The organism is Pseudomonas sp. PDM22 (genome assembly GCF_014851965.1).
Lineage (GTDB): Bacteria > Pseudomonadota > Gammaproteobacteria > Pseudomonadales > Pseudomonadaceae > Pseudomonas.
This window is the reverse complement of record NZ_JACVAR010000005.1, coordinates 586,642-609,240: the sequence shown is the minus strand read 5'-3', so window position 1 is coordinate 609,240 and position 22,599 is coordinate 586,642. Positions and strand designations below refer to the sequence as shown.

The 22,599-nt window shown below is 68.8% G+C and carries 18 protein-coding genes; 9 read left to right on the top strand and 9 right to left on the bottom strand.

Translation table 11 applies throughout. From position 1 onward, the window contains the following. Window positions 1-156 precede the first annotated feature (156 nt). Entirely contained in the window at window positions 157-1,233 is a 1,077-nt protein-coding gene (locus IB255_RS20495; protein ID WP_192210793.1) for a sigma-54 interaction domain-containing protein, read from the top strand. On the opposite strand, the gene IB255_RS20490 is transcribed toward IB255_RS20495, so the two are convergent. Genes IB255_RS20490 through IB255_RS20460 form a run of 7 tightly spaced genes read right to left on the bottom strand, consistent with a single transcriptional unit; the run spans window position 1,234 to window position 10,228 of the window. Beyond that, on the bottom strand, window positions 1,234-2,373 hold the full coding sequence (locus IB255_RS20490; RefSeq protein WP_225594934.1) for an LLM class flavin-dependent oxidoreductase: 1,140 nt from the start codon (window positions 2,371-2,373) through the stop codon (window positions 1,234-1,236). It lies immediately after the preceding gene. After that, window positions 2,363-3,400 (bottom strand): LLM class flavin-dependent oxidoreductase, encoded by a 1,038-nt coding sequence (locus IB255_RS20485; RefSeq protein ID WP_192210791.1) that lies wholly within the window; start codon window positions 3,398-3,400, stop codon window positions 2,363-2,365. The genes IB255_RS20490 and IB255_RS20485 overlap by 11 nt, the downstream gene beginning before the upstream one ends. After that, on the bottom strand, window positions 3,397-4,425 hold the full coding sequence (locus tag IB255_RS20480; protein ID WP_192210790.1) for an LLM class flavin-dependent oxidoreductase: 1,029 nt from the start codon (window positions 4,423-4,425) through the stop codon (window positions 3,397-3,399). Before IB255_RS20480 ends, IB255_RS20485 begins: the two co-directional genes overlap by 4 nt. Next, window positions 4,422-5,453, bottom strand: a complete 1,032-nt coding sequence (locus tag IB255_RS20475; protein ID WP_192210789.1) for an LLM class flavin-dependent oxidoreductase — start codon at window positions 5,451-5,453, stop codon at window positions 4,422-4,424. Before IB255_RS20475 ends, IB255_RS20480 begins: the two co-directional genes overlap by 4 nt. Further along, complete coding sequence (locus IB255_RS20470) at window positions 5,450-6,394, bottom strand: 5'/3'-nucleotidase SurE (RefSeq protein ID WP_192210788.1); 945 nt, start codon at window positions 6,392-6,394, stop codon at window positions 5,450-5,452. Before IB255_RS20470 ends, IB255_RS20475 begins: the two co-directional genes overlap by 4 nt. After that, window positions 6,391-7,725: an LLM class flavin-dependent oxidoreductase gene (locus IB255_RS20465; RefSeq protein WP_192210787.1), complete on the bottom strand. Its 1,335-nt coding sequence runs from the start codon at window positions 7,723-7,725 to the stop codon at window positions 6,391-6,393. Before IB255_RS20465 ends, IB255_RS20470 begins: the two co-directional genes overlap by 4 nt. 55 nt (window positions 7,726-7,780) lie before the next feature. Then, window positions 7,781-10,228: a TonB-dependent receptor plug domain-containing protein gene (locus IB255_RS20460; protein ID WP_192210786.1), complete on the bottom strand. Its 2,448-nt coding sequence runs from the start codon at window positions 10,226-10,228 to the stop codon at window positions 7,781-7,783. Between the two features lie 413 nt (window positions 10,229-10,641). On the opposite strand from IB255_RS20460, the gene IB255_RS20455 reads away from it, so the two are divergent. Beyond that, window positions 10,642-11,637, top strand: coding sequence for a P1 family peptidase (locus IB255_RS20455; protein ID WP_192210785.1), 996 nt, complete (start codon window positions 10,642-10,644; stop codon window positions 11,635-11,637). 35 nt (window positions 11,638-11,672) lie between these two features. On the opposite strand, the gene IB255_RS20450 is transcribed toward IB255_RS20455, so the two are convergent. Then, window positions 11,673-13,058 (bottom strand): tetratricopeptide repeat protein, encoded by a 1,386-nt coding sequence (locus IB255_RS20450; RefSeq protein WP_192210784.1) that lies wholly within the window; start codon window positions 13,056-13,058, stop codon window positions 11,673-11,675. Between the two features lie 342 nt (window positions 13,059-13,400). Here IB255_RS20450 and IB255_RS20445 point away from each other — a divergent pair, with 342 nt between their 5' ends. The 7 genes from IB255_RS20445 to IB255_RS20415 are packed head-to-tail and all read left to right on the top strand — an operon-like array spanning window position 13,401 to window position 21,031. After that, the gene (locus IB255_RS20445) at window positions 13,401-14,921 is read left to right on the top strand and encodes an ABC transporter substrate-binding protein (protein ID WP_318652767.1); all 1,521 of its coding nucleotides are present in this window, start codon (window positions 13,401-13,403) and stop codon (window positions 14,919-14,921) included. Continuing rightward, window positions 14,918-15,910, top strand: a complete 993-nt coding sequence (locus IB255_RS20440; protein ID WP_045214324.1) for an ABC transporter permease — start codon at window positions 14,918-14,920, stop codon at window positions 15,908-15,910. The genes IB255_RS20445 and IB255_RS20440 overlap by 4 nt, the downstream gene beginning before the upstream one ends. Next, complete coding sequence (locus tag IB255_RS20435; protein WP_081518342.1) at window positions 15,907-16,743, top strand: ABC transporter permease; 837 nt, start codon at window positions 15,907-15,909, stop codon at window positions 16,741-16,743. Before IB255_RS20440 ends, IB255_RS20435 begins: the two co-directional genes overlap by 4 nt. Beyond that, window positions 16,740-18,350, top strand: coding sequence for an ABC transporter ATP-binding protein (locus tag IB255_RS20430; protein WP_081518341.1), 1,611 nt, complete (start codon window positions 16,740-16,742; stop codon window positions 18,348-18,350). Before IB255_RS20435 ends, IB255_RS20430 begins: the two co-directional genes overlap by 4 nt. Continuing rightward, the gene (locus IB255_RS20425; protein ID WP_218189945.1) at window positions 18,347-19,555 is read left to right on the top strand and encodes an LLM class flavin-dependent oxidoreductase; all 1,209 of its coding nucleotides are present in this window, start codon (window positions 18,347-18,349) and stop codon (window positions 19,553-19,555) included. Before IB255_RS20430 ends, IB255_RS20425 begins: the two co-directional genes overlap by 4 nt. Continuing rightward, entirely contained in the window at window positions 19,548-20,396 is an 849-nt protein-coding gene (locus IB255_RS20420) for an alpha/beta fold hydrolase (RefSeq protein WP_081518340.1), read from the top strand. The genes IB255_RS20425 and IB255_RS20420 overlap by 8 nt, the downstream gene beginning before the upstream one ends. A gap of 17 nt (window positions 20,397-20,413) precedes the next feature. Then, window positions 20,414-21,031, top strand: a complete 618-nt coding sequence (locus tag IB255_RS20415) for a methylthioribulose 1-phosphate dehydratase (RefSeq protein ID WP_081518339.1) — start codon at window positions 20,414-20,416, stop codon at window positions 21,029-21,031. Here the strand turns inward: IB255_RS20415 and IB255_RS20410 are convergent. Further along, the gene (locus tag IB255_RS20410; protein ID WP_168190513.1) at window positions 21,028-22,497 is read right to left on the bottom strand and encodes a sensor domain-containing diguanylate cyclase; all 1,470 of its coding nucleotides are present in this window, start codon (window positions 22,495-22,497) and stop codon (window positions 21,028-21,030) included. The two genes, IB255_RS20415 and IB255_RS20410, sit on opposite strands and share 4 nt — an antisense overlap. Window positions 22,498-22,599 lie beyond the last annotated feature (102 nt).

Below are 22,599 nucleotides of genomic sequence, written 5' to 3'. Positions count from 1 at the left end.
AGCAGGACCTGCAGGACATGGAAACCACAAGATTCTCGCGAATCGCTCTGGCGCGGGCGTTTCGGGTTATGACCTCATGCGATTTAGATATTTATGGTTATAAGAAGTCGGGGATAAAGTAACGGCTTCATCTAAGGCAGGCTGCAAGCAGGACCCATGAGCCAATCACCCTGGGGCGCGACGCCCGTGCTGACCTTGCCGCAGGGCGAGAAGCAGCCGCTGTCCATTCGCGCCAAGGCGCTGGTGTTCGCCGATCCGCGCTCGCGCCAGTTGCTGGAATTCCTCGACCGCGTCGGCCCCAGCGAGGTACCGGTGCTGATCAACGGCGAGACCGGTACCGGCAAGGAACTGGTTGCGCGCTACATCCACAGTGCCAGCGGGCGCAAGGGCGCCTTTGTCGCGGTGAACTGCGGCGCGATCAACGAGAACCTCGCCGAGAGCGAGCTGTTCGGCCACGAGGCCGGGGCCTTCTCCGGCGCCACCGGGCGCCGTGCCGGCTGGTTCGAGGAGGCCGACGGGGGCACCCTGTTCCTCGACGAGATCGGCGACCTGCCGATGCCGCTGCAGGTGAAGCTGCTACGCGCCTTGCAGGAGCAGGAGATCGTCCGCGTCGGCTCGCGCAAGCCGATCAAGGTGGACATCCGCCTGGTCACCGCCACCAACGTCGACCTCGAGCAGGCGGTGGATGCCGGCAATTTCCGTCTCGACCTGTTCTATCGGATCAATGTCGCCCAGGCCCGCGTGTTGCCGCTGCGCGAGCGTCCGCTGGACATCATGCCGCTGGTGGAGCACTTCCGCCGGCTCTACGCCCAGCGCCTGAAGATTGCCGAGCCGATGTTCTCCGAGGCCGCCGTCAGCGCACTGCTGGACTACGCCTGGCCGGGCAACATCCGCGAGCTGGAGAACGTCGTGCACCTGGCCCTGCTGGTGGCGGGGGAGAAGGTGGTGCGACCCGAGCACCTGAAGTTCTCCGCTGCGCTGTCCGGTCAGCGCATGGGCGCGGGAGCGCCGACCGGACTGCCGCAGGAGATTATCCGCGACCAGTTGCAGCGCCTCTTCGAAGTGCCGGGGGAAACCCTGCTGCATGATCTGGAGGACCTGATCGTCCGCGAGTCCTTCGCCCACTGCGGCTTCAACCAGCTGCGTACCGCCGCGCTGCTGGGCATCAGCCGCAATGCCATGCGCACGCTGCTGGTCAACCACGGCCTGCTCAAGGGCCGCGCCAAGGCCTGATCAGTCGCGGCGGCGCTGGCTGCTGCTGGCCACGGCGGCGTCACGGCGCAGCAGGGGCAGCAGCTCCTCGCCGAGGTGGATCGCTTCTTCCAGGTGCGGATAGCCGGAGAGGATGAAGGTGTCCACGCCCAACTGATGGTACTCCTCGATGCGCTCGGCCACTTCCGCGTAACTGCCCACCAGCGCCGTGCCAGCGCCACCGCGCACCAGGCCGACACCCGCCCAGAGATTCGGTGAGACCTCCAGGTCGCGCACGCTGCGCGCGCGGCCCTGGGTCAGGCTGATCTGCCGCGATTGCCCTACCGACTCATAGGCCGCCAGCTGTTGCTGGGCTCGTTCGATGGCATCGCGGGGAATCTCTTCCAGCAGGCGTCCGACGTGGGCCCAGGCCTGGCGCGAGTCCGCGGCGGCGAACACGTGCAGACGCAGGCCGAAGCGCAGCTCGCGGCCGTGTCCAGAGGCCAGCTCGCGCATGCGCAGGATGCGCTCGCGGATCATCGCTGGCGGCTCGCCCCACATCAGGTAGCTCTGCGCATGGCTGGCGGCGATACGCTCGGCCACCTCCGAAGCACCGCCGAAACAGATGGGCGGCAGCGCGGCTTCGCGGGCGATCGGCACCGGGCTGCCGGTGCGGTAGTGCCGGCCGTGGTGCTCGCGTCCGGCCCAGGTGGCGCGGAACACATCGAGGAATTCGGCGCTGCGGGCATAGCGCTCGTCGTGTTCGAGAAAGTCGCCCAGGGCGCGCTGCTCGAAGCGGCTGGAGCCGCTGACCAGGTGCAGCAGCAGGCGGTTGTCGCTGAGTTGCTGGATAGTGGCGGCCTTGTGCGCGGTGTGCGCGGGCAGTTCGACGCCAGGACGCAGGGTCAGCAGGAACTTCAGCCGGCGTACTTCCTGGACCATCAGCGCGACGATCAGCCAGGGGTCTTCGAAGCCGCTGGCGGTGGGCACCATGATGCCGTCGAAGGCCGCCTGCTCGGTGGCGCGCACCACCTGGCGTAGGTAGTCGAGGGTCGGCGCGCGCTCACCCTGCTGGAACAGGCCGACCTTGGGCAGGCCGCTGCTGGTGAGGTGGTGGCCGTCGCCGTTGGTGGGCAGGAACCAGTCGATCTCGATGCGTTGGCGTTTGGGTTCAGCGACCAATCCGGGTGTCCTTTTCCGCTTCGTTGCGCAGCAGTGGCAGGACCCGTTCGCCGAAGCGCAGGACCTCGCGCACCGCGTTGGGGGCATGCAGGATGATCTGCTCGAGGCCGGCGCCGCGCAGCTCATGCAGGCGGCTGACGATCTGCTTGTAGCTGCCCACCAGCACGGGCGATTCGCCGGGTGCGGGCAACCACAGGTTCGGGTGGATCTCGCTGCGCCGGGCGGGGTGCTCGGCGCGCTCGGCAAGCAATTCGACCACCGTGGCATCGGCGCGGCGGTTGCCCTGGGGCGGCGCGGCTAACGCCTGGGCCTGGCGAGCGGCCTCGTCCCAGGCCTGCTCCTCGCTGTCGCGGGCGATGATCCCGAAGCTGGCGACATGGCCCAGGGAGCGGCCGGCAGCCAGCGCGGCCCGGTTGAGGCGCTCGATGGTTTCGCCCAGCTGCGCGACGCCGTTGCCCTGGACGAAACAGAGGTCCGCGCGGCTGGCGATGCGTTCGGCGCCCAGGGTTTCGTCCAGCAGCAGCGGCGTGGGTGGCAGGTCGCGCAGGCCGAGGCCGGCGTTCTCCAGCTGGAAGTAGCGGCCGTTGTGGTCCAGTGGGGTGGCGGGGGCGTGCAGCAGGCGTTGCAGGATGTCGAGGAACTCGTCGATGCGTTCGTGGCGCTGGTCGCGGTTGAGCACCTCGCCGAAGGCCCGGCGCAGGCTGCCGCGGTCGCTGTCGGGCAGGTGCAGGCGGACCCGTCCGGCGGACAGCGATTGCAGGCTTTGCAGGGTGGCCGCCAGCGCGGCCGGGAGCATGGCTTCCGCCGGCAGGCTCAGGGTCAGCCCGAGCTGCCGGGTATGCGCGCACAAGGCAGCGGCGACCATCAGGCTGTCCGGCTGGCTGGGGCCGCCGGGCAGGTAGAGGTCGTCGAAGCCTGCGTATTCCGCGGCCTGGGCCAGCTGCACCCATTCCGATGGCTGCGCCTGCCAGTCCAGTCCGCGCCGGGTGCCGCTGGCGCAGAGCTTCCAGGCGAAGCGCAGGCTCATCCGGCGACCGCCAGACGCTCGCCGGCGCTCGTCCAGCCCAGCGCCGGGGCGATGTCACGCGCCAGTTGCTCCAGGCGCCGCAATGCCTGGGCCTGGGTGGAACTTTCCGATTGCACCACGGCGATGAAGTAGTCCGCGTAGGGCAGCAGCGATGGGTCGTTGCGCACGCTGGCAATCACCTCCTCGGGATGACCGTGGTGGACGTTGAGCAGGCGCAGGTGGCTTTCCAGGTCGGCGGCTTCGTCGATCAGGCCCTCGCGGATCAGCCTCGGTACGTGCAGCTCGATGTCCGGCGCGAGCTCCGCGCGGGACTGGGTCTTGTCTTCAGCGGGAAACACCGCGCGGACTACACCGATGCGTGGCCGCCGGGTTTCGTCCCGCCAGGCGCCAAGGTAGGCGTCGGCCAGCGGCTTCTGCACCGTCAGCGGATCGTGGGTGGCGGTGCCCAGCAACAGGCCGTTGCCTTGCTCGGCGGCATACACCGCGCCGGCTTCGCTGCCGTGGGAATGCCAGAGCCGCTCCCGCAGACCGGCCGCCGGCGGATGCAGGCGCAACTGCGCTTCACCGGGCAGCGGCGCGCCTAGCAGGGCGGCCTGCAGTGCTCGCTGGGCTTGCTGGAAATCCTCCTGGCGGCGCTGGGCGTCTCGGCCGAAGGCATTGAACATGTCCAGGTTGGCGCCGCCGCTGCCCAGGCCCAGTTGCAGGCGGCCGGCGGACAGTGCGTCGAGCACGGCGGCATCTTCGGCCAGGCGCAGGGCGTCTTCCAGCGGCAGGGTGACGACCGCCGTGCCCAGCTCGATGCGCCGGGTGCGTGCGGCAATATTGGCGAACAGCAGCAGCGGTGAAGGCAGCTGGCCGAAGCCGCCGCTCAGATGGTGCTGGGCGATCCAGCCGCCGTCGAAGCCCAGCGCCTCGGCGAACTCGAACTGCTCCTGCAGGTCGCGGTAGACCTGGCGCGGGTCGCTGCCGAAGGCATGGGTGAGGAAGCCGAGCTTGAACGGCTTCCGGGTTTGCAGTGCGCTCATGCCGGTATCTCCTGTGCGGGTGCGCGCTGCTGGCGCGGTTGCCAGCCCAGCGCGGGGGCGATGTCGCGGGCGACGGTTTCCAGGTGGCGCAGGGCTTCGGCGAAGCCGGTCGAGGTGGTCTGCACCTGGACGATCAATTGGTCATCGGCGCCCAGCGGTGCATCCGCACGCAGTTGCTCGGCGATCTTCGCCGGGTCGCCGTGCAGCACGCCGAGGGCGTCGAGCACCGCTTCGAAGCCCTGTGCCGGGTCCGCGTGGCCAATGCCGATGCGGCGCTGGCGTTCGACGTAGGTGAGGATGTCCTGGCGCAGGGTCGAGCCGGCTGCGGCAGCGTCGGCACCGGGGAAGACTGCGCGAACCAGGGCAACGCGGGGCGTTCCGGCGTGGGTGGGATTCCACGCCTGGCGGTAGCGTTCGATCACCAGCGAGCGCGGCTCGGCACCGGCGTTGGGGTTGGGCGCGAGGATCAGCCCGTTGCCGCGCGTGGCGACCTGTTCGACGCGGGACGTCGCCTCCCACAAGCGTTGTTCAAGGCCATTGGCGGCGGGGCGCAGCACGCGCCCTTCGGCATTCAGCGGCTCGCCGGCCAGGGCCTGGCGTAGACGCTCCAGGCGCTGGTCGTACTGCGCGTGGCGGCCTTCCAGGCTCTGGCCGAAGGCGGCGAAGCTGTCGGGGTCGAAGCCGGCGCCCAGGCCCAGTTGCAGACGGCCCTGGCTGATCAGGTCGAGCACCGAGGCGTCCTCGGCCAGGCGCAGGGCATTTTCCTGGTTGAGCACCACGATGCCGGTGCCCAGCTGGATGTTCCGGGTGCGCTCGGCTGCCGCGCCGAGCAGCACCAGCGGCGAGGGCAGGCGGCCGTTCTCGCTGGCGAAGTGGTGCTGGGCCAGCCAGCCGCTGTCGAAGCCCAGCTCCTCGGCGGCCTCGAACAGTTCCAGGGTCTGCTGGTACAGGCGCGGCTCGAACTGCGGGGCGTATACGCGGTTGAGGAAGCCCAGGCGGAAGCTGCGGTGGGGAGTACGGCGGGTCATGGTTCTTGCTCCGTGAGGTCGGCCTGGCCCAGCAACGGCTTCAGCGCGGCGTCGAGGCGCCCGCTGTCGGCCGGTGCACCGGGCAGGGCGCTGAATGGGCTGAGGGTGAGGTAGCCCCTGGCGACCCACACCGCTTCGTCCTCGGCGTTGCTGGCGTCCGGCGGCGGCGACCAGGCGAAGCCGATGCCCGGCTTGCCCGCCAGCTTCGCGTCGAGCTTGCCGAGGTCCTCGGTGTAGAGGGCGTGGAAGGGCACGTAGCTGCCGATGCGGGTCAGTCGCGCGCCCTGGAGTTTTTCCAGCGGCGGCAGGTTGAGGTTCAGGCCTACGCCCCTGGGCAGCAGCGCGCCATTGGCTTGTCGGTGCTTGTCCAGCGCGTCCACCAGGCGGGTGACGATGGCGGCGATGCGCGGGCTGTCCTGCTCCTTCAGGTCGGCGCTGACGGCCAGGGCGGGCACGCCGGAGAGCACCGCGACGCTGGCGGCGTTGAAGGTGCCCGAGGCGCTGTTGAGGGCGCCGAGGTTGTTGCCGGGGTTGGGCCCGACTATGACCAGGTCCGGGTGCGGCAAGACCTTCTCCAGCCCCAGCAGCACGGCCATGACCGGCGTGCCGCTGATGCGGATATCCACCTGCTGGCCGGCGCAGCGGGCGCTTTCGCAGAGGCCCTTCTCGGTGGTGGTGAGGTAGTAGCTGTCGGGATAGGCCGGATCGTCATCACGGCCGACCTGTGTCTCGCGCCCGAAGAAGAAGGCACCGCCACGCGCGCTCTGGTCGCTGTAGGGCGCGGCTATGCGCACCGTGTGCCCGTCGGCCTTCAGCGAGGTGTACAGCGCGCGGATGTTCGGGTGGCGGTAGCCGTCATCGTTGCTGAGCAGGATGTTCAGCGCGAACGCCGGCTGCGCAAGAGCGCAGCCGGCAGCTAGCAGCAGGGGCGCCAGCCTCATGCCGCGCTCCCGGCGAAACGGTTGGCCGGACGCACCAGGCCGAGGTTCTCGCGCAGGGTTGCGCCTTCGTATTCGCGGCGCAGCAGGCCGCGCTCCTGCAGCAGCGGCACCACCTCGTCGACGAACACCTCGATGCCGCCCGGCAGGTACGGGAAGAACACGTTGAAGCCATCGCAGGCGCGGGCCTGGAACCAGGCATCGAAGGTATCGGCGATGTCTTCGGCGGTGCCGATCACCGGGTTGCCGCCGGCCAGGCGCAGGTACAGCTGACGGATCGTCAGGCCTTCGTTGCGCGCCAGTTCCAGCACCTTGTCGCGGCGGCTGCCGCGCTGGCCGACCGGGGTTTCCGGCAGCGGGCCGTCGAGGTCATGGGCGGAGAGGTCGATGTCCTCGCCGAGGGTGTCGGCCAGCAGGCGCAAGCCGAGCACCGGGTCCACCAGGCTCTGGAATTCCTCGAACAGCTCGCGGGCCTCTTCGCGGGTGCGGCCGATGAAGGGGGTGACGCCGGGGAGGATCTTGATGCCGTCCGGGTCGCGGCCCAGCGCGGCGGCGCGTTGCTTCACGTCGCTGTAGAAGGCCTGGGCGGCGGGAATGGTCTCGGCCATGGCGAAGATGACTTCCGCCACGCGCGCGGCCAGCGCCTTGCCGGCATCCGAGGCGCCGGCCTGCACCAGCACCGGGTGGCCCTGCGGCGGGCGCGCCACGTTGAGCGGCCCACGCACCGAGAAGTACTCGCCCTTGTGGTCGAGCACGTGCAGCTTGGCCGGGTCGAAGTACTGTCCACTGGCCTTGTCGCGCAGGAAGGCGTCGTCCTCCCAGCTGTCCCACAGGCCCTTGACCACGTCGTGGAACTCTTCGGCGCGACGGTAGCGCTCGGCGTGGTCGATGTGGGCTTCGCGGCCGAAGTTCCAGGCCTCGTCGGAGACCACCGAGGTCACCAGGTTCCAGGCGGCGCGGCCCTTGGACAGGTAGTCGAGCGAGGCGAACTTGCGGGCGATGTGGTACGGCTCGTTGTAGCTGGTGGTGGCGGTGGCGATCAGGCCGATGCGGCTGGTGACGGCGGCCAGCGCGGCCATTAGGGTCAGCGGCTCGAAGTGCTCGCCGCGCGCGGTGCGGCTCAGGGCGTCGAGGTGGTGGCCCCAGAGGGCGACCACGTCGGCGACGAACAGCGCGTCGAAACGGCCGCGCTCGGCGGTCTGCGCAACCTGCTTGAAGTAGTCGAAATCCAGGCTGGCGTCGGCCTGTGCCTTGGGGTGGCGCCAGGCGGCGACGTGGTGGCCGCTGTTGGCGAGGAAGGCGCCGAGCTTGAGCTGGTCGGTGCGGCGGGTCATGTCTTGTCTCCCGTTCGGGCGGGCACCACCTGGGCGCCCGCCGGCTTGTGCCAGGTCAGAAGTTGTAGGCCAGGCCCGTGTACCAGTAGCCGCCGGTGGTGCCGTAGGGCGAGAAGTTGCCGTACGGGAAGGCGCCGGAGGTGCTGGGCAGGTTGGTGCGGTCGGGGTAGACGTTGAACAGGTTGTTCGCCCCGGCGGTGAGGGTCAGGTTGCGGGTCAGGTGGTAGTCGACGTTGAGGTCGGTGATCCACTGCGGGTCGAAGGTACGGTCGTAGACCTCGGCGGTGCCGTACTGGGTGTACTCGCCGTAGCGGGTCAGGTTCAGGCTCACGTCGAACTGGCCGATGCTCCAGTCGGCGCCCAGCAGCAGGCGCGATTCGGGCTGGCCGTGCTTGAGGTTGCCCTGGCGCTGGCGGTCGTAGCCGCCGTCCGGGCCGAGGGCGGACTGGGCCACGGAGGAGGCGTGGATCTTGTCGATCTCGGTGGTGTTCCAGTTGAAGCCGGCGTTGTAGCGGATGCTGCCGTAGGCGCCCAGCTCCTGGCGGTAGTCGCCGACGATGTCGACGCCGCGGGTGGTGGTGTCCAGCGCGTTGGTGAAATAGGTGACGTACTGGTTGGGGTTGAGGCCGGCGCCGGCGAGGATGTCCTGGATCGCCTGGGTGCCGCCCAGGTAGCCGGTCTGGGCGATGCGGTCGCGGATCTTGATCTGGTACGCGTCGATGGTCAGGCTGCTGGCCGGGGTCGGCTGCAGGGTCAGGCCGACGCTGTAGTTGGTGGACTTCTCCGGGCTCAGGGTAGATGCGCCCAGAGCCTGGGCCACGTCCGAACTCACCGCGACGTTGCGGTAGTCGATCAGGTTGCCGTTGACGCTGCTCTGCGAGGTGGAGCTGTAGATCTGCTGGGCCAGCGAGGGCGCGCGGAAGCCGGTGCTGGCGGTACCGCGCAGGGCCAGGATCGGGGTCAGCTGGTAGCGGGTGGAGAGCTTGCCGTTGGTGGTCACGCCCGAGCCGTCGTTGTAGTGCTCGTAGCGCCCGGCGAGGTCGACGTGCCACTTGTCGGTGAAGTCCTGGCCGATCTCGCCGTAGCCGGCGTAGCTGGTGCGGCCCTTGGAGGCGGCGTCAGCCGGGGTGGTGCCGGCGCCGGAGATGGTGCCGGGGGCGATCAGCGCGCCGTTGGCGCCGTACTGGTAGTCGCCATAGCCGTAGGAGGCGTACTCGCCCTTGCCGATCTTGTAGTTCTCGTAGCGGTGCTCCAGGCCCCAGGAAATCTGCGTGGGCTTGGCCAGGCCGAGGTCGAAGGCGCGGGTCAGGTCGAGGTTGCTGGTCCACTGGCTGAAGGTCTTCACGCCGGTGTCGACGTTGGTCGGCGAGTCCGCGCCGTAGCTGAGGTTGTAGGTATCGGTCAGCGTGGCGCGGGCGTGGTCCTGGCCGTAAGTGGTGGACAGGTCGTAGTCCCAGCCGGCCGCTTCGCCCTTGCCGCCAAAGGCGAACTGGAAGTCGTTCTCGATGAACCGCAGGTTGTCCTCGATGCCCTCGGGGTAGGGCGTCGGGATGCCGTTGAAGCTCGCCGGCTGGTGGAACGCCAGCGGCTTGGACGACTCGCGGTTGGTGTAGGTGGAGAAGGAATACAGGGTCAGCGCGTCGTTCACCGGCAGCTCGGCGTTGTAGCCCAGGCTGAAGTTCTCCACCTTCGGCAGGCCGGTGCCGTAGTAGGTGTGCTGCAGGCTGGTGTTGCCGGCGGAGTCGGTATAGGGCGCGTTGTCGGAGCGGTCGGAGACGTTCTGGTGCTTGTAGTCCAGGGCGAAGTTGACGAAGCCCTCGTTGCCCAGTTCGAAGCCGATGTTGCCGCTCTGCCGGGCGGTCTCGCCGTCGCCGTTCTCGTAGTTCTGGCCGTAGGTGCTGGCCAGGCGGCCGCCGTGGTCGGTCTGCTTGAGCACCACGTTGATCACCCCGCCGATGGCATCGGAGCCGTACTGCGCGGAGGCGCCGTCACGCAGGACTTCGACGTGGTCCACCAGGGCGGTGGGGATCATGTCCAGGTCCACCGGCTGCGAGCCGGAGTTCAGGTAGGTGCCGTTGTTGAGCAGGGCGCTGTTGTGCCGGCGCTTGCCGTTGACCAGCACCAGCACCTGGTCGCCGTTGAGGCCGCGCAGGCTGATCGGGCGGACCACGGAGGTAGAGCCGAAGCCGGACGAGGCGGGCAGGTTCAACGAGGGCAGAGCGCGGCTCAGGGCGCGGGTCAGGTCGCCCTGGCCGGTGGCTTCCAGCTGCTTGCTGGAGATGACGTCCACCGGTGCCGGGCTGTCGGCCAGGGTGCGCGCCTGGCCACGGTTGCCGACCACCACCACGGTGCTCAGGCGGTTGTCGGTGGTGCTGCCGTTGGCGCTGGCATCGGCATCGGCGGCGCGCGCCGGCAACGCCTGGGTAACGGCGAGGAACAGAAGGCTATGGGTGAACAGCGTGCGGGCGGTCGATGCGCTCCGGGCACGGGTGACTGCGGTCATGGTTACGCTCCAAGGTTTGCTCCCGGCTGGCGCCCGTCTGGGTGGCCGCTGCGGGTTATCGTGTCGACGGCATCGGGGCCGCGTTGGCGAACGGCTTGTTGCTGGGAGGGACTGGTCGCGTTCAGTCGGAAGGCAGGCTCAAGCTCATGGCGGTGACTAGGCAAGCGCTGTGCCAGTCTGGAAAGGCCTTGTCTTTCAGTGGTTTGCCGGTAGCGCTGGTAATTCCCTGCTGGGTTTGCAGCAGCGCCGACCCAGGCTGTTGCTTTTCATCCAGCCGCTGGTGAGGCGCAGGTCCCGGGCGGCGCGATGCTGCATTTGCAGCAAGGGCCACGCAGGCAGGTTCGAGCCTTCACCGTGGTGCTGGCACAGGCCTTGCTCCGGCGCTGCTTTCACTTATCTGCCTGGAGAGACGCATGCCCAGACCCGGCCCGCGCAACCTGATCACCGATATCCCCGGCCTGCTGGTCGGCCATGCCACCGATGAACGTGTGCGCACCGGCGTCACCGTGCTGCGCCCGAATGGCGTGTGGACGGCCAGCGTCGATATTCGCGGCGGCGGCCCCGGCGGGCGCGAGTCCGCTGCGCTGGAGCCGGAGAACATGGTGGGACAGCTGCATGCGCTGGTGTTTTCCGGCGGCTCGGTGTTCGGTCTGGGTGCGGCGGATGGCGTGAGTGCGGAGCTCTCCGCGCGGGATATCGGCCTGCACCTGAAGGCCGGCGCGCCGGCCATTCCCATCGTGCCGGCGGCCGTGCTGCATGACCTCGCCAATGGCGGCGACAAGGGCTGGGGTATCGATCCGCCATACCGCGAGCTGGGCCGCGAGGCGCTGGCCAACCTGGATGTGGAGTTCGCCCTGGGCGCGGTAGGTGCCGGGCGCGGTGCCATGGCCGGTGTGCTGCCCGGCGGGCTGGGTTCGGCTTCGCTGGACCTGGGCGATGGCCTGGTGGTGGGGGCGCTGGTGGTGGCCAATCCCATCGGCAGTGTCTACATGCCCGACGGCAAGACCTTCTGGGCCTGGCCCTGGGAGCAGGGCGGCGAATTCGGTGGGCGCGTACCGGCAGAGCGGATGGACTGCAGCGAGCCGATGCCGGAGCTCTCACGGCTCGATTCCATGGGCCGCTTGCAGGCCGGCGCCAACACCACGCTGGCGGTGGTGGCGTGCAATGCGCGGTTGACCACCGCCGAGTGCAAGCGCCTGGCGATCATGGCCCAGGATGGCATCGCCCGCGCGGTGCGCCCGGCGCACCTGCCGTTCGACGGCGACAGCCTGTTCGCCATGGCGTCCGGCGATGTCGAGCTGGTGGATGGCCAGCGCCGTCAGGTGGAGCTGTCGCGTATCGCCTCGGCGGCTGCCGACTGCGTGGCGCGGGCCATTGCCCGTGGCGTGTACCTGGCCCGTTCCCTGTAGGAACGGGCAATGCCCGCGATCGCGCCCACGGGCGCTCAGTGGCTGGGCAAGTGCGGATTATCGCCCAGTGCTCGCGCCACCCGGCGGGCCGCGCGTGCGGCTTCCTGGGGGAGGCCGAGGGCGCCATAGACCCGCTCGAGATGGCGGTTGCCGGGCACATCCTGGGCGTCGTAGCGGCGCCGCAGTTCCAGTGCCTGTTGCGCCGCCAGCCATTCCCCGGCGCGCAGTTGCGCATCCAGTTCGATCAGTGCGAACAGGTCTCGCTGGGCGTGGCTGCCGCCGATCTCGCCCAGGCGCGGCAAAGCCTGGCCCAGTCGTCGCGCCGCCAGTGCGTACTCGCCACGGGCATGGGCGTACAGGCCTTCCGCGGCGGGCAGTGTCACGTCGGCCCACGCCGCGCGGCTGAACTCCGGTGACTGGCGTGCCTGCTGCCGCAGTGCCTCGAGCAATTCGGCGGCTTCGTCCTGCCCGGCGCGGGCCAGGCCATAGAGGTATTGCAGGCTGAGGAAGGGCTGTACGACATCCGCCCGGCGTTCGCGCAGGTAGGGCGCCAGTGCTTCCCAGCGCGGGCCGACATCGATGCCGGCAAACTCCAGGCGGGCCAGCAGCGAGACCGCGCCGATCTGGTCCTGGGAGTACTCGGGGAAGATGCCCCAGACGTGCCGGTCGTAGATTTCCAGCACGCGCTGCTGGTTGCCGCGCGCCAGGTGAAACAGCGCCAGGTGCCACCAGTTGTGGGTGTACATGAAGGAGTTGAGGCCCTGCCAGCCGGCGCTGGCTTCCTCGAGAAACTGCGTGCCTTCCTCGATGTGGCCACGGGTCAGCAGCACGTGGGCGAGGGCGTGTTGCGCCCAGGGCTCGCCGGGCAGCAACTGCAGGGCATAGCGCGCCGCCGCTTCGGCTTCCTCCAGCAGGTGACACTGCTCGTAGGCGAAGGCCAGCATGCCGTAGGCCTGGGGTACATCCTCGGCGCCTTTCACGGCTTTCAGGGCGATGCGCAGCATGGCCGGCGAGTTGCCGCGGTTGAACTCGAAGTACTGGTTGAGCTTGGCGGCCAGCAGGTCGCGCGGTTGCTCGTCGAGCAGCAGCTCGCTCAGACGCAGCGCCTCGGGCAGGTCGTCAGCGCTCCAGGCGGCGAGCAGCGCGGTGTAGCGTTCGGCGCGGGGAATGCCGGGGCCGGCGGCCCAGGCCCGTTGCAGGTAGCGTGCGGCGAGGCTGGGCGCCTGTGGCGATTCGGCGAACATCATCAGCAGGCCGGCGAAGGCGTTGGCCAGCACCGAGGCCGGGTCTGCGTCGGCACCGGCGAGGATGTTTTCCGCGCGGGTCTGGTAGGCGAGTACACCGCCGGTGAAATCATCGATGGCCTGGCGGGTTTCCGCGCGCTCGCTGTCGATGGGGTTGCCGAGATAGTCCTGGGTCATGCGCTGCTGCTCCAAGTAGAAGATGCAGGCTAGTCGCAAAGCCTGTGCCAGTCGCGCAGGCCATGCCGTGCGTGGGGCTGCGCAGCAGCGGCTGCTGCTTTTCAGGCAATGCGCCGGCGGCACTGTGTGATTTGCACCAGCGGCCCTCGCGCCAAGGCGCCGCAAACCCCGTAGCGGCGGGCCTGCAGGGCCATGGCACAGCGCTTGCTCAAGCCCCTGGCAAAGCCGATTTGCGGCGCTGATCCTGCAGGAGCTTCCATGCCCAGTCCCACTTTCCGCCTCGCGTCACGGCGCCCACGTCACGCCCGGCTGCTTGCCGGCCTGCTGGCGGCCGGCCTGGCCATGGCGGGCGCCGCCGTGGCGGAGCCGACCCGCGGCGGCCAGCTCGACCTGGTGGCGCAGCCCGAGCCGCCATCGCTGTCCCACGCGGTGGTCAGCCACGTCGCGACCCAGTACGTCGGCGGCAAGATCCTCGAAGGGCTGATCACCTTCGACACCGACCTCAAGCCGCAGCCGGTGCTGGCCCGCAGCTGGACGGTATCGCCGGACGGCATGACCTACACCTTCGACCTGCAGCCCGGCGTGAAATGGCATGACGGCCAACCCTTCAGCGCCGATGACGTGGTGTTCAGCTTCCAGGATTTCTACCCGGAGGTGGACAAGCGCATGGCGAGCATCTTCGGCGAGTACGTGCAAAGCGTGCAGGCCAAAGGCGCCGATCAGGTGGTGTTCCAGCTGAAGAAACCCTTCTCGCCACTGCTGTCGGCGCTGGGCAGCGGCCTGCGGCCCATCGTGCCCAAACACCTGTACGCCGGCACCGACTTCCGTAGCAACCCATACAACCTCAAGCCTGTCGGAACCGGCCCGTTCGTGTTCCAGGAGTGGAAGCGCGGCGCGTACATCCGCCTGGCGCGCAACCCGGATTACTGGCACAAGGGCCTGCCGTACCTTGACGGTATCGTCTATCACGTCATTCCCGACGCAGCCGCCCGCGCGGCCGCCTTCGAACGTGGCGAGGTACAGGTGCTGCGCAGCGGCGATGCCGATTACGCCGACCTCAAGCGCCTTTCTCAGTTGCCGGGCGTCGAGGCGTCGGAGAAGGGATACGAGCTGTATCCAGGGCTGGCCTTCCTGCAGATCAACACCCGCAAGCCGGGCCTGGACAATCCCAAGGTACGCCAGGCGATCCTCTATTCGCTGAACCGCCAGTTCATCGTCGACAACATCTTCTTCGGCACCGGCCGCGTGGCCGCCGGGCCTTTCCTCGGCGCCTTCCACGACCCGAAACTGCCGCAGTACGGCTATGACCCGGCCAGGGCCAAGGCGCTGATCGCCGAGTCCGGCGTGGAGATCAGCAAGCTGCGCGTGCGCCTGCTCAACGGCGAGAAGGGCGGCGCCTGGGAGCGTCTGGCCGAGTACACCAAGCAGGCGCTGCAGCCGCTGGGCATCAAGGTGCAGGTGGCGACCTCCGATGCGGCCACCTGGTACCAGCGGGCCAGCGACTGGGACTTCGACCTGACCTACAACTTCATCTTCCAGATCGGCGATCCCTACCTGACCACCGCCTACCTGTACCGCACCGACTACATCCTCAAGACCTCACCCTTCGCCAATATCACCGGCTACAGCGATGCCGCCGCGGACGCGCTCTGGCAGCGTGTCGCCAATACGCCCGAGGGCCCCGGACGCCAGACCGTGTACGGCGAGCTGGAGCGCAAGCTCAACGATGACCTGCCGATCGCGCCGATCTTCGAGATGCGCTTCCCCACGCTCTACCAGCAGCGCGTGCACAACCTGATCCGCAGTGCCACCAGCCTCAATGACAGCTACGCCGAGGTCTACCTGGAGCCCGCCAAGCAATGAATGTGCTGCTGTACGCCGGCGCGCGCCTGGGGCGTGCGCTGGCCCTGATAGTCGCAGTACTGGTCGGTGCCTTCCTGCTGCTGCGCCTCGCGCCGGGCGACCCTGCGCTGCTGATGGCGGGCGAGGCGGGCAGCGATGACGCCGACTACATCGCCCGGCTGCGCGGCGAGATGGGCCTCGACCTGCCGCTGCCCGTGCAACTGTGGCGCTACCTTGCACAGATTGCCCACCTCGACCTGGGCTACTCCTACCGCAACCAGGAAAGCGTCTGGCAACTGATCGCCGAGCGCCTGCCAGCGACGTTGCTGCTGATGGGTTCGGCCTTCGCCGTGTCACTGACCTTGGGCGTCGCTCTTGGTGTGCTGGCTGCACGCAGCCAGCAGGGCAGTGGCCGCCTCGACCGCTTCATTGGCCGCGCCGTCTGGGTGCTGTTCGCCACGCCGCCGTTCTGGCTGGCGCTGCTGCTGGTGCTGCTGTTCTCCGTGCAGCTGGGCTGGCTGCCGGCCTTCGGCATGCAGAGCGTTGGCGCGGACCTGAGCGGCTGGGACTGGTGGGCGGATCGCCTCGGCCACCTGCTGCTGCCGTGCCTGTCGCTGAGCTTCCTGTCGCTGGCGATGTACGTCCACCTGACCCGCAGCGCCATGCTCGACATCCTGCCCCAGGAACACGTGCGCCTGGCCCGCGCCAAGGGGCTGGGCGAAGGGCGCATCCTGCTCGCCCACGTGCTGCGCAATGCGCTGGTGCCGGTGGTGACCTTCGCTGGCCTGCAGCTCGGCCAACTCGCCAGCGGTGCGCTGCTGATCGAGGTGGTCTACGCCTGGCCGGGTATCGGCCGGCTGCTCTACGACGCGCTCAGCCAGCGCGACTACGCACTGCTGCTGGGGGTATTCCTGGTGATCTCCTGCCTGGTGGTGGCGTTCAACTTCCTCACCGATCTGCTCTGCCGCCTGCTCGACCCGCGCATCGGCGCGGCGGGAGAGGTGCGATGAGCCTGCGCCGCGCGTTCTACCGCCCCGGTGCATTGCTCGCTGCCGGTTTTCTGATCCTGCTGGCAGCGGCGGCCATCCTCGCGCCCTGGCTGTGCTCGGCCTCGCCCTGGGAGATGCTGGCGCGGCCGCTGATCCCGCCATTGCGCGACGCCAGCCACTGGCTGGGCACCGACATGCTCGGCCGTGACATCGCCACCGGGCTGCTCTACGGCGCGCGCACCTCGCTGACCGTCGGGCTGCTGGCGACGCTGGCGACCCTGTTGCCGGCTCTGCTGGTCGGCGCCACGGCCGGCTACTTCGGCGGCTGGATCGACGAGCTGCTGATGCGTATTGCCGAGTGCTTCCAGATCATCCCGCAGCTCGTTCTGGCGGTGGTGCTGGTGACGCTGATGGAGCCTTCGGTGGGCTCGGTGGTACTGGCCCTGGCACTGGTAGCCTGGCCGCCAGTGGCGCGGCTGGTGCGCAGCGAATTCATGAGCCTGCGTCAGCGCGAATTCGTCCAGGCGGCGCTGGTACTTGGCCAGCGGCCGGCGCGCATCGTCTTCGTGCAGATCCTGCCCAACGCGCTGTCGCCGCTGCTGGTGAGCCTGACCTTCATCCTTGCCGCCGCCATCCTCACCGAAGCCGCGCTGGCCTTCCTCGGCCTGGGCGATCCCGAGGCGATGAGCTGGGGCTACATGATCAATGCCTCGCGCAATCTGCTGCGCGAGGCCCCTGCGATGAGCCTGCTGCCGGGCGTGGCGATCCTGCTCACGGTGCTGTCCGTGCAGCGTGTCGGCGAGGCGCTGCGCGAAGCCGTGCAGGCGCCTGGAAACCAGGGAGGACGCCCATGAGCGAGAAACTGCTGGAGGTGCGTGACCTGCGCATCGATCTGCCGGCGGGCGGCGACCGTGCCAGTGCGGTCAGCGACCTGTCCGTCGACCTGGCGGCCGGTGAAGTGCTTTGCGTGGTCGGTGAGTCCGGCTCGGGCAAGTCGATGCTCGCCAATGCCATCCTGCGCCTGCTGCCGGGGCACCTGAGGCCGGTGGAAGGCAGCATCCGCTTTCGCGGCGAGGACCTCGCCGGGCGCAGCGAGGAGGGCATGCGCGAGCTGCGCGGCAAGGACATCGCCATGGTCTTCCAGGAGCCCATGAGCGCGCTCAACCCGTTGATGAGCATCGGCCGGCAGATCGACGAAAGCCTGCGTGCCCATGGCGTTGCGCAGGCTGCGAAGCGGCGCGAGCGGGTGCTTGACCTGCTCGGCTACGTCGGCCTGCCCGAGCCGGCGAGTCTCTACCATGCCTATCCCTTCCAGCTCTCCGGCGGCCAGCGCCAGCGGGTGGTGATCGCCATCGCCCTGGCGCTGGAGCCGGCGCTGCTGATCGCCGACGAACCGACCTCGGCACTGGACGTCAGCACCCAGGCGCAGGTCCTCGAATTGCTGCGGCGCATCCGCCGCGAGAAGGGCATGGCGGTGCTGCTGATCACCCACGATTTCGCCGTGGTGGAGGCCATTGCCGACCGCGTGCTGGTGATGGAAAAGGGCCGCGTGGTGGAACAGGGCGCACTGCGCCAGGTGCTGGATGCACCGCAGCATCCCTATACCCGCCAGCTGCTGGCGGCGCTGCATCAAGGACCGCGCGGCCCGCGCCGCTTCGATGCGGACGCCGCGCCGTTGCTGGAGGTGGCTGGCCTGCACAAGCACTACGAGTGCCGCCAGGGTTTCTGGCGGCGGCGCCGCGTTGCTGCATTGGCCGACGCCTCGTTCAGCCTGCGTCCGGGTGAGTGCCTGGGCATCGTTGGCGAGTCCGGCTCGGGCAAGACCACCCTGGGCCGCGCGCTGGTGCGCCTGCTGAGACCGGACGGCGGGCAGATCCTGCTGCGGGGGCAGGACCTGGCGTCATTGTCCCAGCGCCGGCTGCGTCCGCTGCGCCAACAGGTGCAGATGGTCTTCCAGGACCCGTTCGCCTCGCTCAATCCGCGCCAGCGTGTCGGGCGGCAGATCATGGCCGGACCGCTGGCCCATGGTGTTTCCGCCGCCGAGGCGGAGCGCCGCGCGCGGGAGTTGCTGCAGCAGGTCGGCCTGCCGGAAGCTGCCTTCGAGCGTTACCCGCGGGACTTCTCTGGCGGCCAGCGGCAGCGTATCGGCATCGCCCGTGCGCTGGCCCTGCAGCCCAAGGTGCTGGTGGCCGACGAATGCGTCTCGGCGCTGGATGCACTGGTGCAGCAGCAGGTGCTGGAGCTGCTGGAAAGACTCCAGCGCGAACTGGGCCTGAGCCTGGTCTTCATCACCCATGACCTGCAGGTGGCCGCGCGCCTGTGCGATCGCATCGCGGTCATGCAGGGCGGGCACATCGTCGAGCTGGGTGAGGCGCAGCAGGTATTGCGCGCCCCGCAACATGACTACACACGCCGGCTGCTGGCCGCGCATCCGTTGCGCGAAGTGGAGGAGCCCGCATGACGGCGCCGCGACAGATGGCGCTGGGCGCTTTCCTCATGGCCACCGGGCATCACCTGGCCGGTTGGCGGCATCCCCGTGCGCACGCTGCTGGCGGGCTGGATGTGGCGCACTACCAGGCGCTGGCGCGGACTGCCGAGCGTGGCTGCTTCGATGCGATCTTCCTCTCCGACACCCTCGCCATGTTGCCCGGCCGGCTGGATGCGCTGAGCCGCATGGCGCGCACCGAACATTTCGAACCGCTGACGCTGCTGGCGCATCTGGCTGTCAGCACCCGGCGCATCGGGCTGGTGGCCACCGTCACGTCCTCGTACAACGATGCGGCGAACGTGGCGGATACCTTCGCCACCCTGGAATCCCTCAGCGGCGGCCGCAGCGGCTGGAACCTGGTGACCTCGAGCAACGCCGAGGAAGCCGGCAACTTCGGCCGCGACCGGCACTTCGAACACGCCTGCCGCTATCGCATGGCGGAGGACTTCCTCCTGCGCGTGCGCGAGCGCTGGACCGCCCGTGGCGTGGCGCCGGTACAGGTGCTGGCGGGCGCGTCGGAAGCTGGCAAGGAGCTGGCGGCGCAGCATGCGGAAGTGCTCTTCACGGCGCAGCCGGAATTGACCGGTGCGCAGGCTTTCTACCGCGATATCAGACAGCGGATGGCGCACCATGGCCGCTTTCCGGGGGCGCTGAAGGTGATGCCCGGCGTGCTGCCGATCCTCGGCGCGAGCCGTGCGGAGGCCGACGAGCGCCGTGCGCAGTTGCAGGAACTGGTGCAGCCGGTGGTGGGGTTGTCGCTGTTGTCGGACGTGGCCGGTGGCTTTGACCTCTCGCAACTGCCGCTGGATGGCCCGCTGCCGGAACTGCCGACCACCGAATCCGGCGTCAGCCGCCAGCACCTGCTGCTGGAACTGGCACGGCGCGAGGGACTGAGCATCCGCCAGCTCTACCAGCGCATGGCCGACGCCCGTGGCCATCGCGTGGTCGTCGGCACCGCCGTGGATATCGCCGACCAGTTGCAGGAGTGGTTCGAGTCCGGCGCAGCGGACGGTTTCAACATCATGCCGCCGTACCTGCCCGGCGGCCTCGACGATTTCGTCGCGCAGGTGGTGCCTCAACTGCAGCATCGCGGCCTGTTCCGCCGGCGTTACAGTGGCAGGACCCTGCGCGACCATCTGGGCCTGGCCCACAGCAAGGAGACTACCGAACATGCCTGAACACTGGACGCAAGCACTGCCGCTGGTTCGCGGCGAGCGCGTGGAAATCCGCCCCGGCCGGCACATCAGCCTGGCCCACAGCAAGGGGCATCGCTACCCGCAGACCGTGGTGTTCTTTGCCCACGGGGGCGGAGGCAACAAGGACCAATGGCGCGAACAGTGGCGTGAGCTGGCGACCGAGGGCTACAGCCTGGTGGCCTGGGACCTGCTCGGCCACGGCGCCAGCGACAAGCCACGGCGCGCGACGGACTATGCCTGGGATGAGCTGGTGGCCGATCAGGTAGCGGTACTGCGGCGCTACGCCGGCGAGCGCAACATCCTCGCCGCGCATTCCTTCGGCACCGGCCTGAGCGTCAGCAGCCTGTTGGCATTGCAGGCGCAGGGGCAGGGCGCGCTGATCGATTCGGCGCTGCTGCTGGGCACTCAGCTCAACCGCCCGCTGGGGCGCGGCGGCCTGCTGTCGTTGCCGGCGTGGCTGCTGGAGTGGTTCCGGCCTGTCCTGTCGAAGGGATTTCGTGAGCGCGCCTGGCACGCCGATGCCGATCCGGAGTTGATCGATTACGAAGAGCAGTTGACCCGCAGCAACCGACTCGATGTGTTCAAGGCGCTGGTGAGTCAGGCGAACTGGTTGCCGGAGCCGGAGCTGGATCGCCTGCTGCTGCCGGTGCGAATCGTCTCCGGCGACAGCGACGGCCTGACGCCCGCCGAGCGCGCACGGGCCTTGCACCAGCGGCTACCCAATTCGCAGTTCGAAGTGCTGGAGAACTGTGGCCATCAGTTGATGCTGGAGAAGCCACAGACCGTCAATCGCCACCTGCGCGAACTGCTCGCCACCGCCTGATCCGGATCTTTATTGAAATGACCGATACCCGCCAGCAACTCACCCGGCAGATCATCGACGCCGGCCGCTTCCTCTACGGCCGTGGCTGGTCGCCGGCCACCAGCAGCAACTATTCGACACGCCTGACGGCGGATCGCGTTCTGCTCACCGTTTCCGGCAAGCACAAGGGCCAGCTGGGCGAGGACGATGTGCTGGAAACCGATCTGGCCGGCAACAGCCTGGAGCCGGGCAAGAAGCCGTCGGCGGAAACCCTGCTGCATACCCAGCTCTATGCGTGGCGACCGGAGATTGGCGCGGTGCTGCACACCCACTCGGTGAACGCCACCGTGCTGTCGCGCCTGACCGTCGGTGATCGTCTGCAACTGGAGGATTACGAGCTGCAGAAGGCCTTTGCCGGCGTCAGTACCCATGAAGGCCGCGTCAGCGTGCCGATCTTCGACAACGACCAGGACATCGCCCGCCTGGCCACCCAGGTGCAGCCCTGGCTCGACGCCCACCCGGATTGCCCCGGCTATCTGATTCGCGGCCATGGCCTGTACACCTGGGGCGCGCAGATGAGCGATGCGCTGCGCCAGGTGGAGGCGTTCGAGTTTCTCTTCGAGTGCGAGCTGAAGGTGCTGAGCCTGCGCGGCTAGGAGGCTTCGACTGAGGCGCAACGGAAGCCGACCACCCGGTTGCGTCCGCCATCCTTTGCCCGATACAGCGCGCTGTCGGCAGACTGCAGCAACTCGGCCCAGTCGGCGGGGCTGAATTGCGAGGTGCTGGCCACGCCGATGCTCAGGGTGAGCACCCCCAGCGGGCCATGCTCGTGCGGCACGGCGAGGGCCTGCAGGCTGGCGCGGATGTGCTCGGCCAGCTCCAGGGCATCGGCTTCCTCGCTGTCGCCCAGCAGCACGACGAATTCCTCGCCGCCGAAGCGCGCCGCGCAATCGGCGGGGCGCCGTGCCCACTCGGCGATCACCCGGGCCACGGTCTTCAGTGCGGCGTCGCCGGCGGGGTGACCGTAGTGGTCGTTGTAGGCCTTGAACTTGTCGATATCCATCAGCATCACTGACAGCGCGGCGCCGCTGCGCTGGTAGCGCGACCACTCGTGGTTGGCGCGCAGGTCGAAGGCGCGGCGGTTGTTCAGGCCGGTCAGCGGGTCGGTGCTGGCGGCCTGCCGCAGTTCGGCTTCCTGGCGGTCGCGCTCACGCATCTGGCGCAGGGCGAGCAGCGCGAGGCCGATGACCGCGCCGACCAGGGAAACGCCCAGCAAGCCGATCAGGCTGGCGCGCCAGTACCAGTCCTCGTAGATCTCGCGCGATGGCAGGGCGACGCTGAACACCAGCGGGTATCCGTCCACCGGGCGGAAGTCGTGCCAGCGCTCCAGCCCGTCGCTGTTGGTGTCGAAGAAGTTCTCCGCGCCGTTGCTGCGGTAGCGCTCGAAGGACTCGCCCAGCGTCGCGGCGGGCTCCGTGTCCGGCCAGTGCGCGAGCAGGGTGCCGTCGCGCATGTGCAGGCTGACCGTGCCGCCTTCGCCGAGGTTGAGGTCGCTGAACAGTTCGCTGAAGTAGGCCAGTTCCAGGTTGGCGCCGACGACCCCGGCGAAGCTGCCGTCCTCGTGCTCCAGGCGACGGCTCAGCGCAACGCTGTTGCGGGCGTCGCTGGAGTAGGGGATGTACGGGTGGCTGAGGTAGGGCGCGTCGCTCTGCGAAAGGCGTAGCGCCTGGAAGTATTCGCGGCCGGAGAGGTCGATGCGTGCCGGTACTTCCTTGCCGAAGCTGTAGGTGGCGATGCCGTCGGCGTTGGTCAGGAACACCGAGCCCATGCCACGGGTGGGCGCGGTGTAGGCGCGCAGCAGCAGGTTGCGCGTGTCCATGGACAGCCCGCGTATCTCCGGCTGGGCGTGGGCGTGCACCACGGCCTGCAGGGTCATGTCGTAGAGGTCGAGGTTGCGCTGGATGTCGCGCTGCACCAGCAGGGCGATGTTGTGGCCGTTGGCACTGGCGACTTCGAGGGCATCGTGGCGCATTTCCAGGATGGCCCAGGTCGACAGGACGCCGATGGCGCCGGTCAGGCCCAGGCTGGCAAGAAGGATGGTGCTTGAACGGCGGATCGGCATGCCGGTATCCATACAGGGAGGGGCGGCTGCACATCGGTGCGTGCCTCAAGGCATATAGCAGCAATCGGCCGGGTTGTCCGGTATTCCCCGGCAGGAAGAACA

What these genes read in the sequence shown, in the direction of transcription:
- IB255_RS20425 (WP_218189945.1), top strand. Translation starts at nt 18,347, where the DNA reads ATGACGGCGCCGCGACAGATGGCGCTGGGCGCTTTCCTCATGGCCACC.
- IB255_RS20420 (WP_081518340.1), top strand. Translation starts at nt 19,548, where the DNA reads ATGCCTGAACACTGGACGCAAGCACTGCCGCTGGTTCGCGGCGAGCGC.
- IB255_RS20485 (WP_192210791.1), bottom strand. Translation starts at nt 3,400, where the DNA reads ATGAGCCTGCGCTTCGCCTGGAAGCTCTGCGCCAGCGGCACCCGGCGC.
- IB255_RS20430 (WP_081518341.1), top strand. Translation starts at nt 16,740, where the DNA reads ATGAGCGAGAAACTGCTGGAGGTGCGTGACCTGCGCATCGATCTGCCG.
- IB255_RS20435 (WP_081518342.1), top strand. Translation starts at nt 15,907, where the DNA reads ATGAGCCTGCGCCGCGCGTTCTACCGCCCCGGTGCATTGCTCGCTGCC.
- IB255_RS20450 (WP_192210784.1), bottom strand. Translation starts at nt 13,058, where the DNA reads ATGACCCAGGACTATCTCGGCAACCCCATCGACAGCGAGCGCGCGGAA.
- IB255_RS20470 (WP_192210788.1), bottom strand. Translation starts at nt 6,394, where the DNA reads ATGAGGCTGGCGCCCCTGCTGCTAGCTGCCGGCTGCGCTCTTGCGCAG.
- IB255_RS20460 (WP_192210786.1), bottom strand. Translation starts at nt 10,228, where the DNA reads ATGACCGCAGTCACCCGTGCCCGGAGCGCATCGACCGCCCGCACGCTG.
- IB255_RS20495 (WP_192210793.1), top strand. Translation starts at nt 157, where the DNA reads ATGAGCCAATCACCCTGGGGCGCGACGCCCGTGCTGACCTTGCCGCAG.
- IB255_RS20415 (WP_081518339.1), top strand. Translation starts at nt 20,414, where the DNA reads ATGACCGATACCCGCCAGCAACTCACCCGGCAGATCATCGACGCCGGC.
- IB255_RS20440 (WP_045214324.1), top strand. Translation starts at nt 14,918, where the DNA reads ATGAATGTGCTGCTGTACGCCGGCGCGCGCCTGGGGCGTGCGCTGGCC.
- IB255_RS20465 (WP_192210787.1), bottom strand. Translation starts at nt 7,725, where the DNA reads ATGACCCGCCGCACCGACCAGCTCAAGCTCGGCGCCTTCCTCGCCAAC.
- IB255_RS20480 (WP_192210790.1), bottom strand. Translation starts at nt 4,425, where the DNA reads ATGAGCGCACTGCAAACCCGGAAGCCGTTCAAGCTCGGCTTCCTCACC.
- IB255_RS20445 (WP_318652767.1), top strand. Translation starts at nt 13,401, where the DNA reads ATGGCGGGCGCCGCCGTGGCGGAGCCGACCCGCGGCGGCCAGCTCGAC.
- IB255_RS20455 (WP_192210785.1), top strand. Translation starts at nt 10,642, where the DNA reads ATGCCCAGACCCGGCCCGCGCAACCTGATCACCGATATCCCCGGCCTG.
- IB255_RS20475 (WP_192210789.1), bottom strand. Translation starts at nt 5,453, where the DNA reads ATGACCCGCCGTACTCCCCACCGCAGCTTCCGCCTGGGCTTCCTCAAC.
- IB255_RS20410 (WP_168190513.1), bottom strand. Translation starts at nt 22,497, where the DNA reads ATGCCGATCCGCCGTTCAAGCACCATCCTTCTTGCCAGCCTGGGCCTG.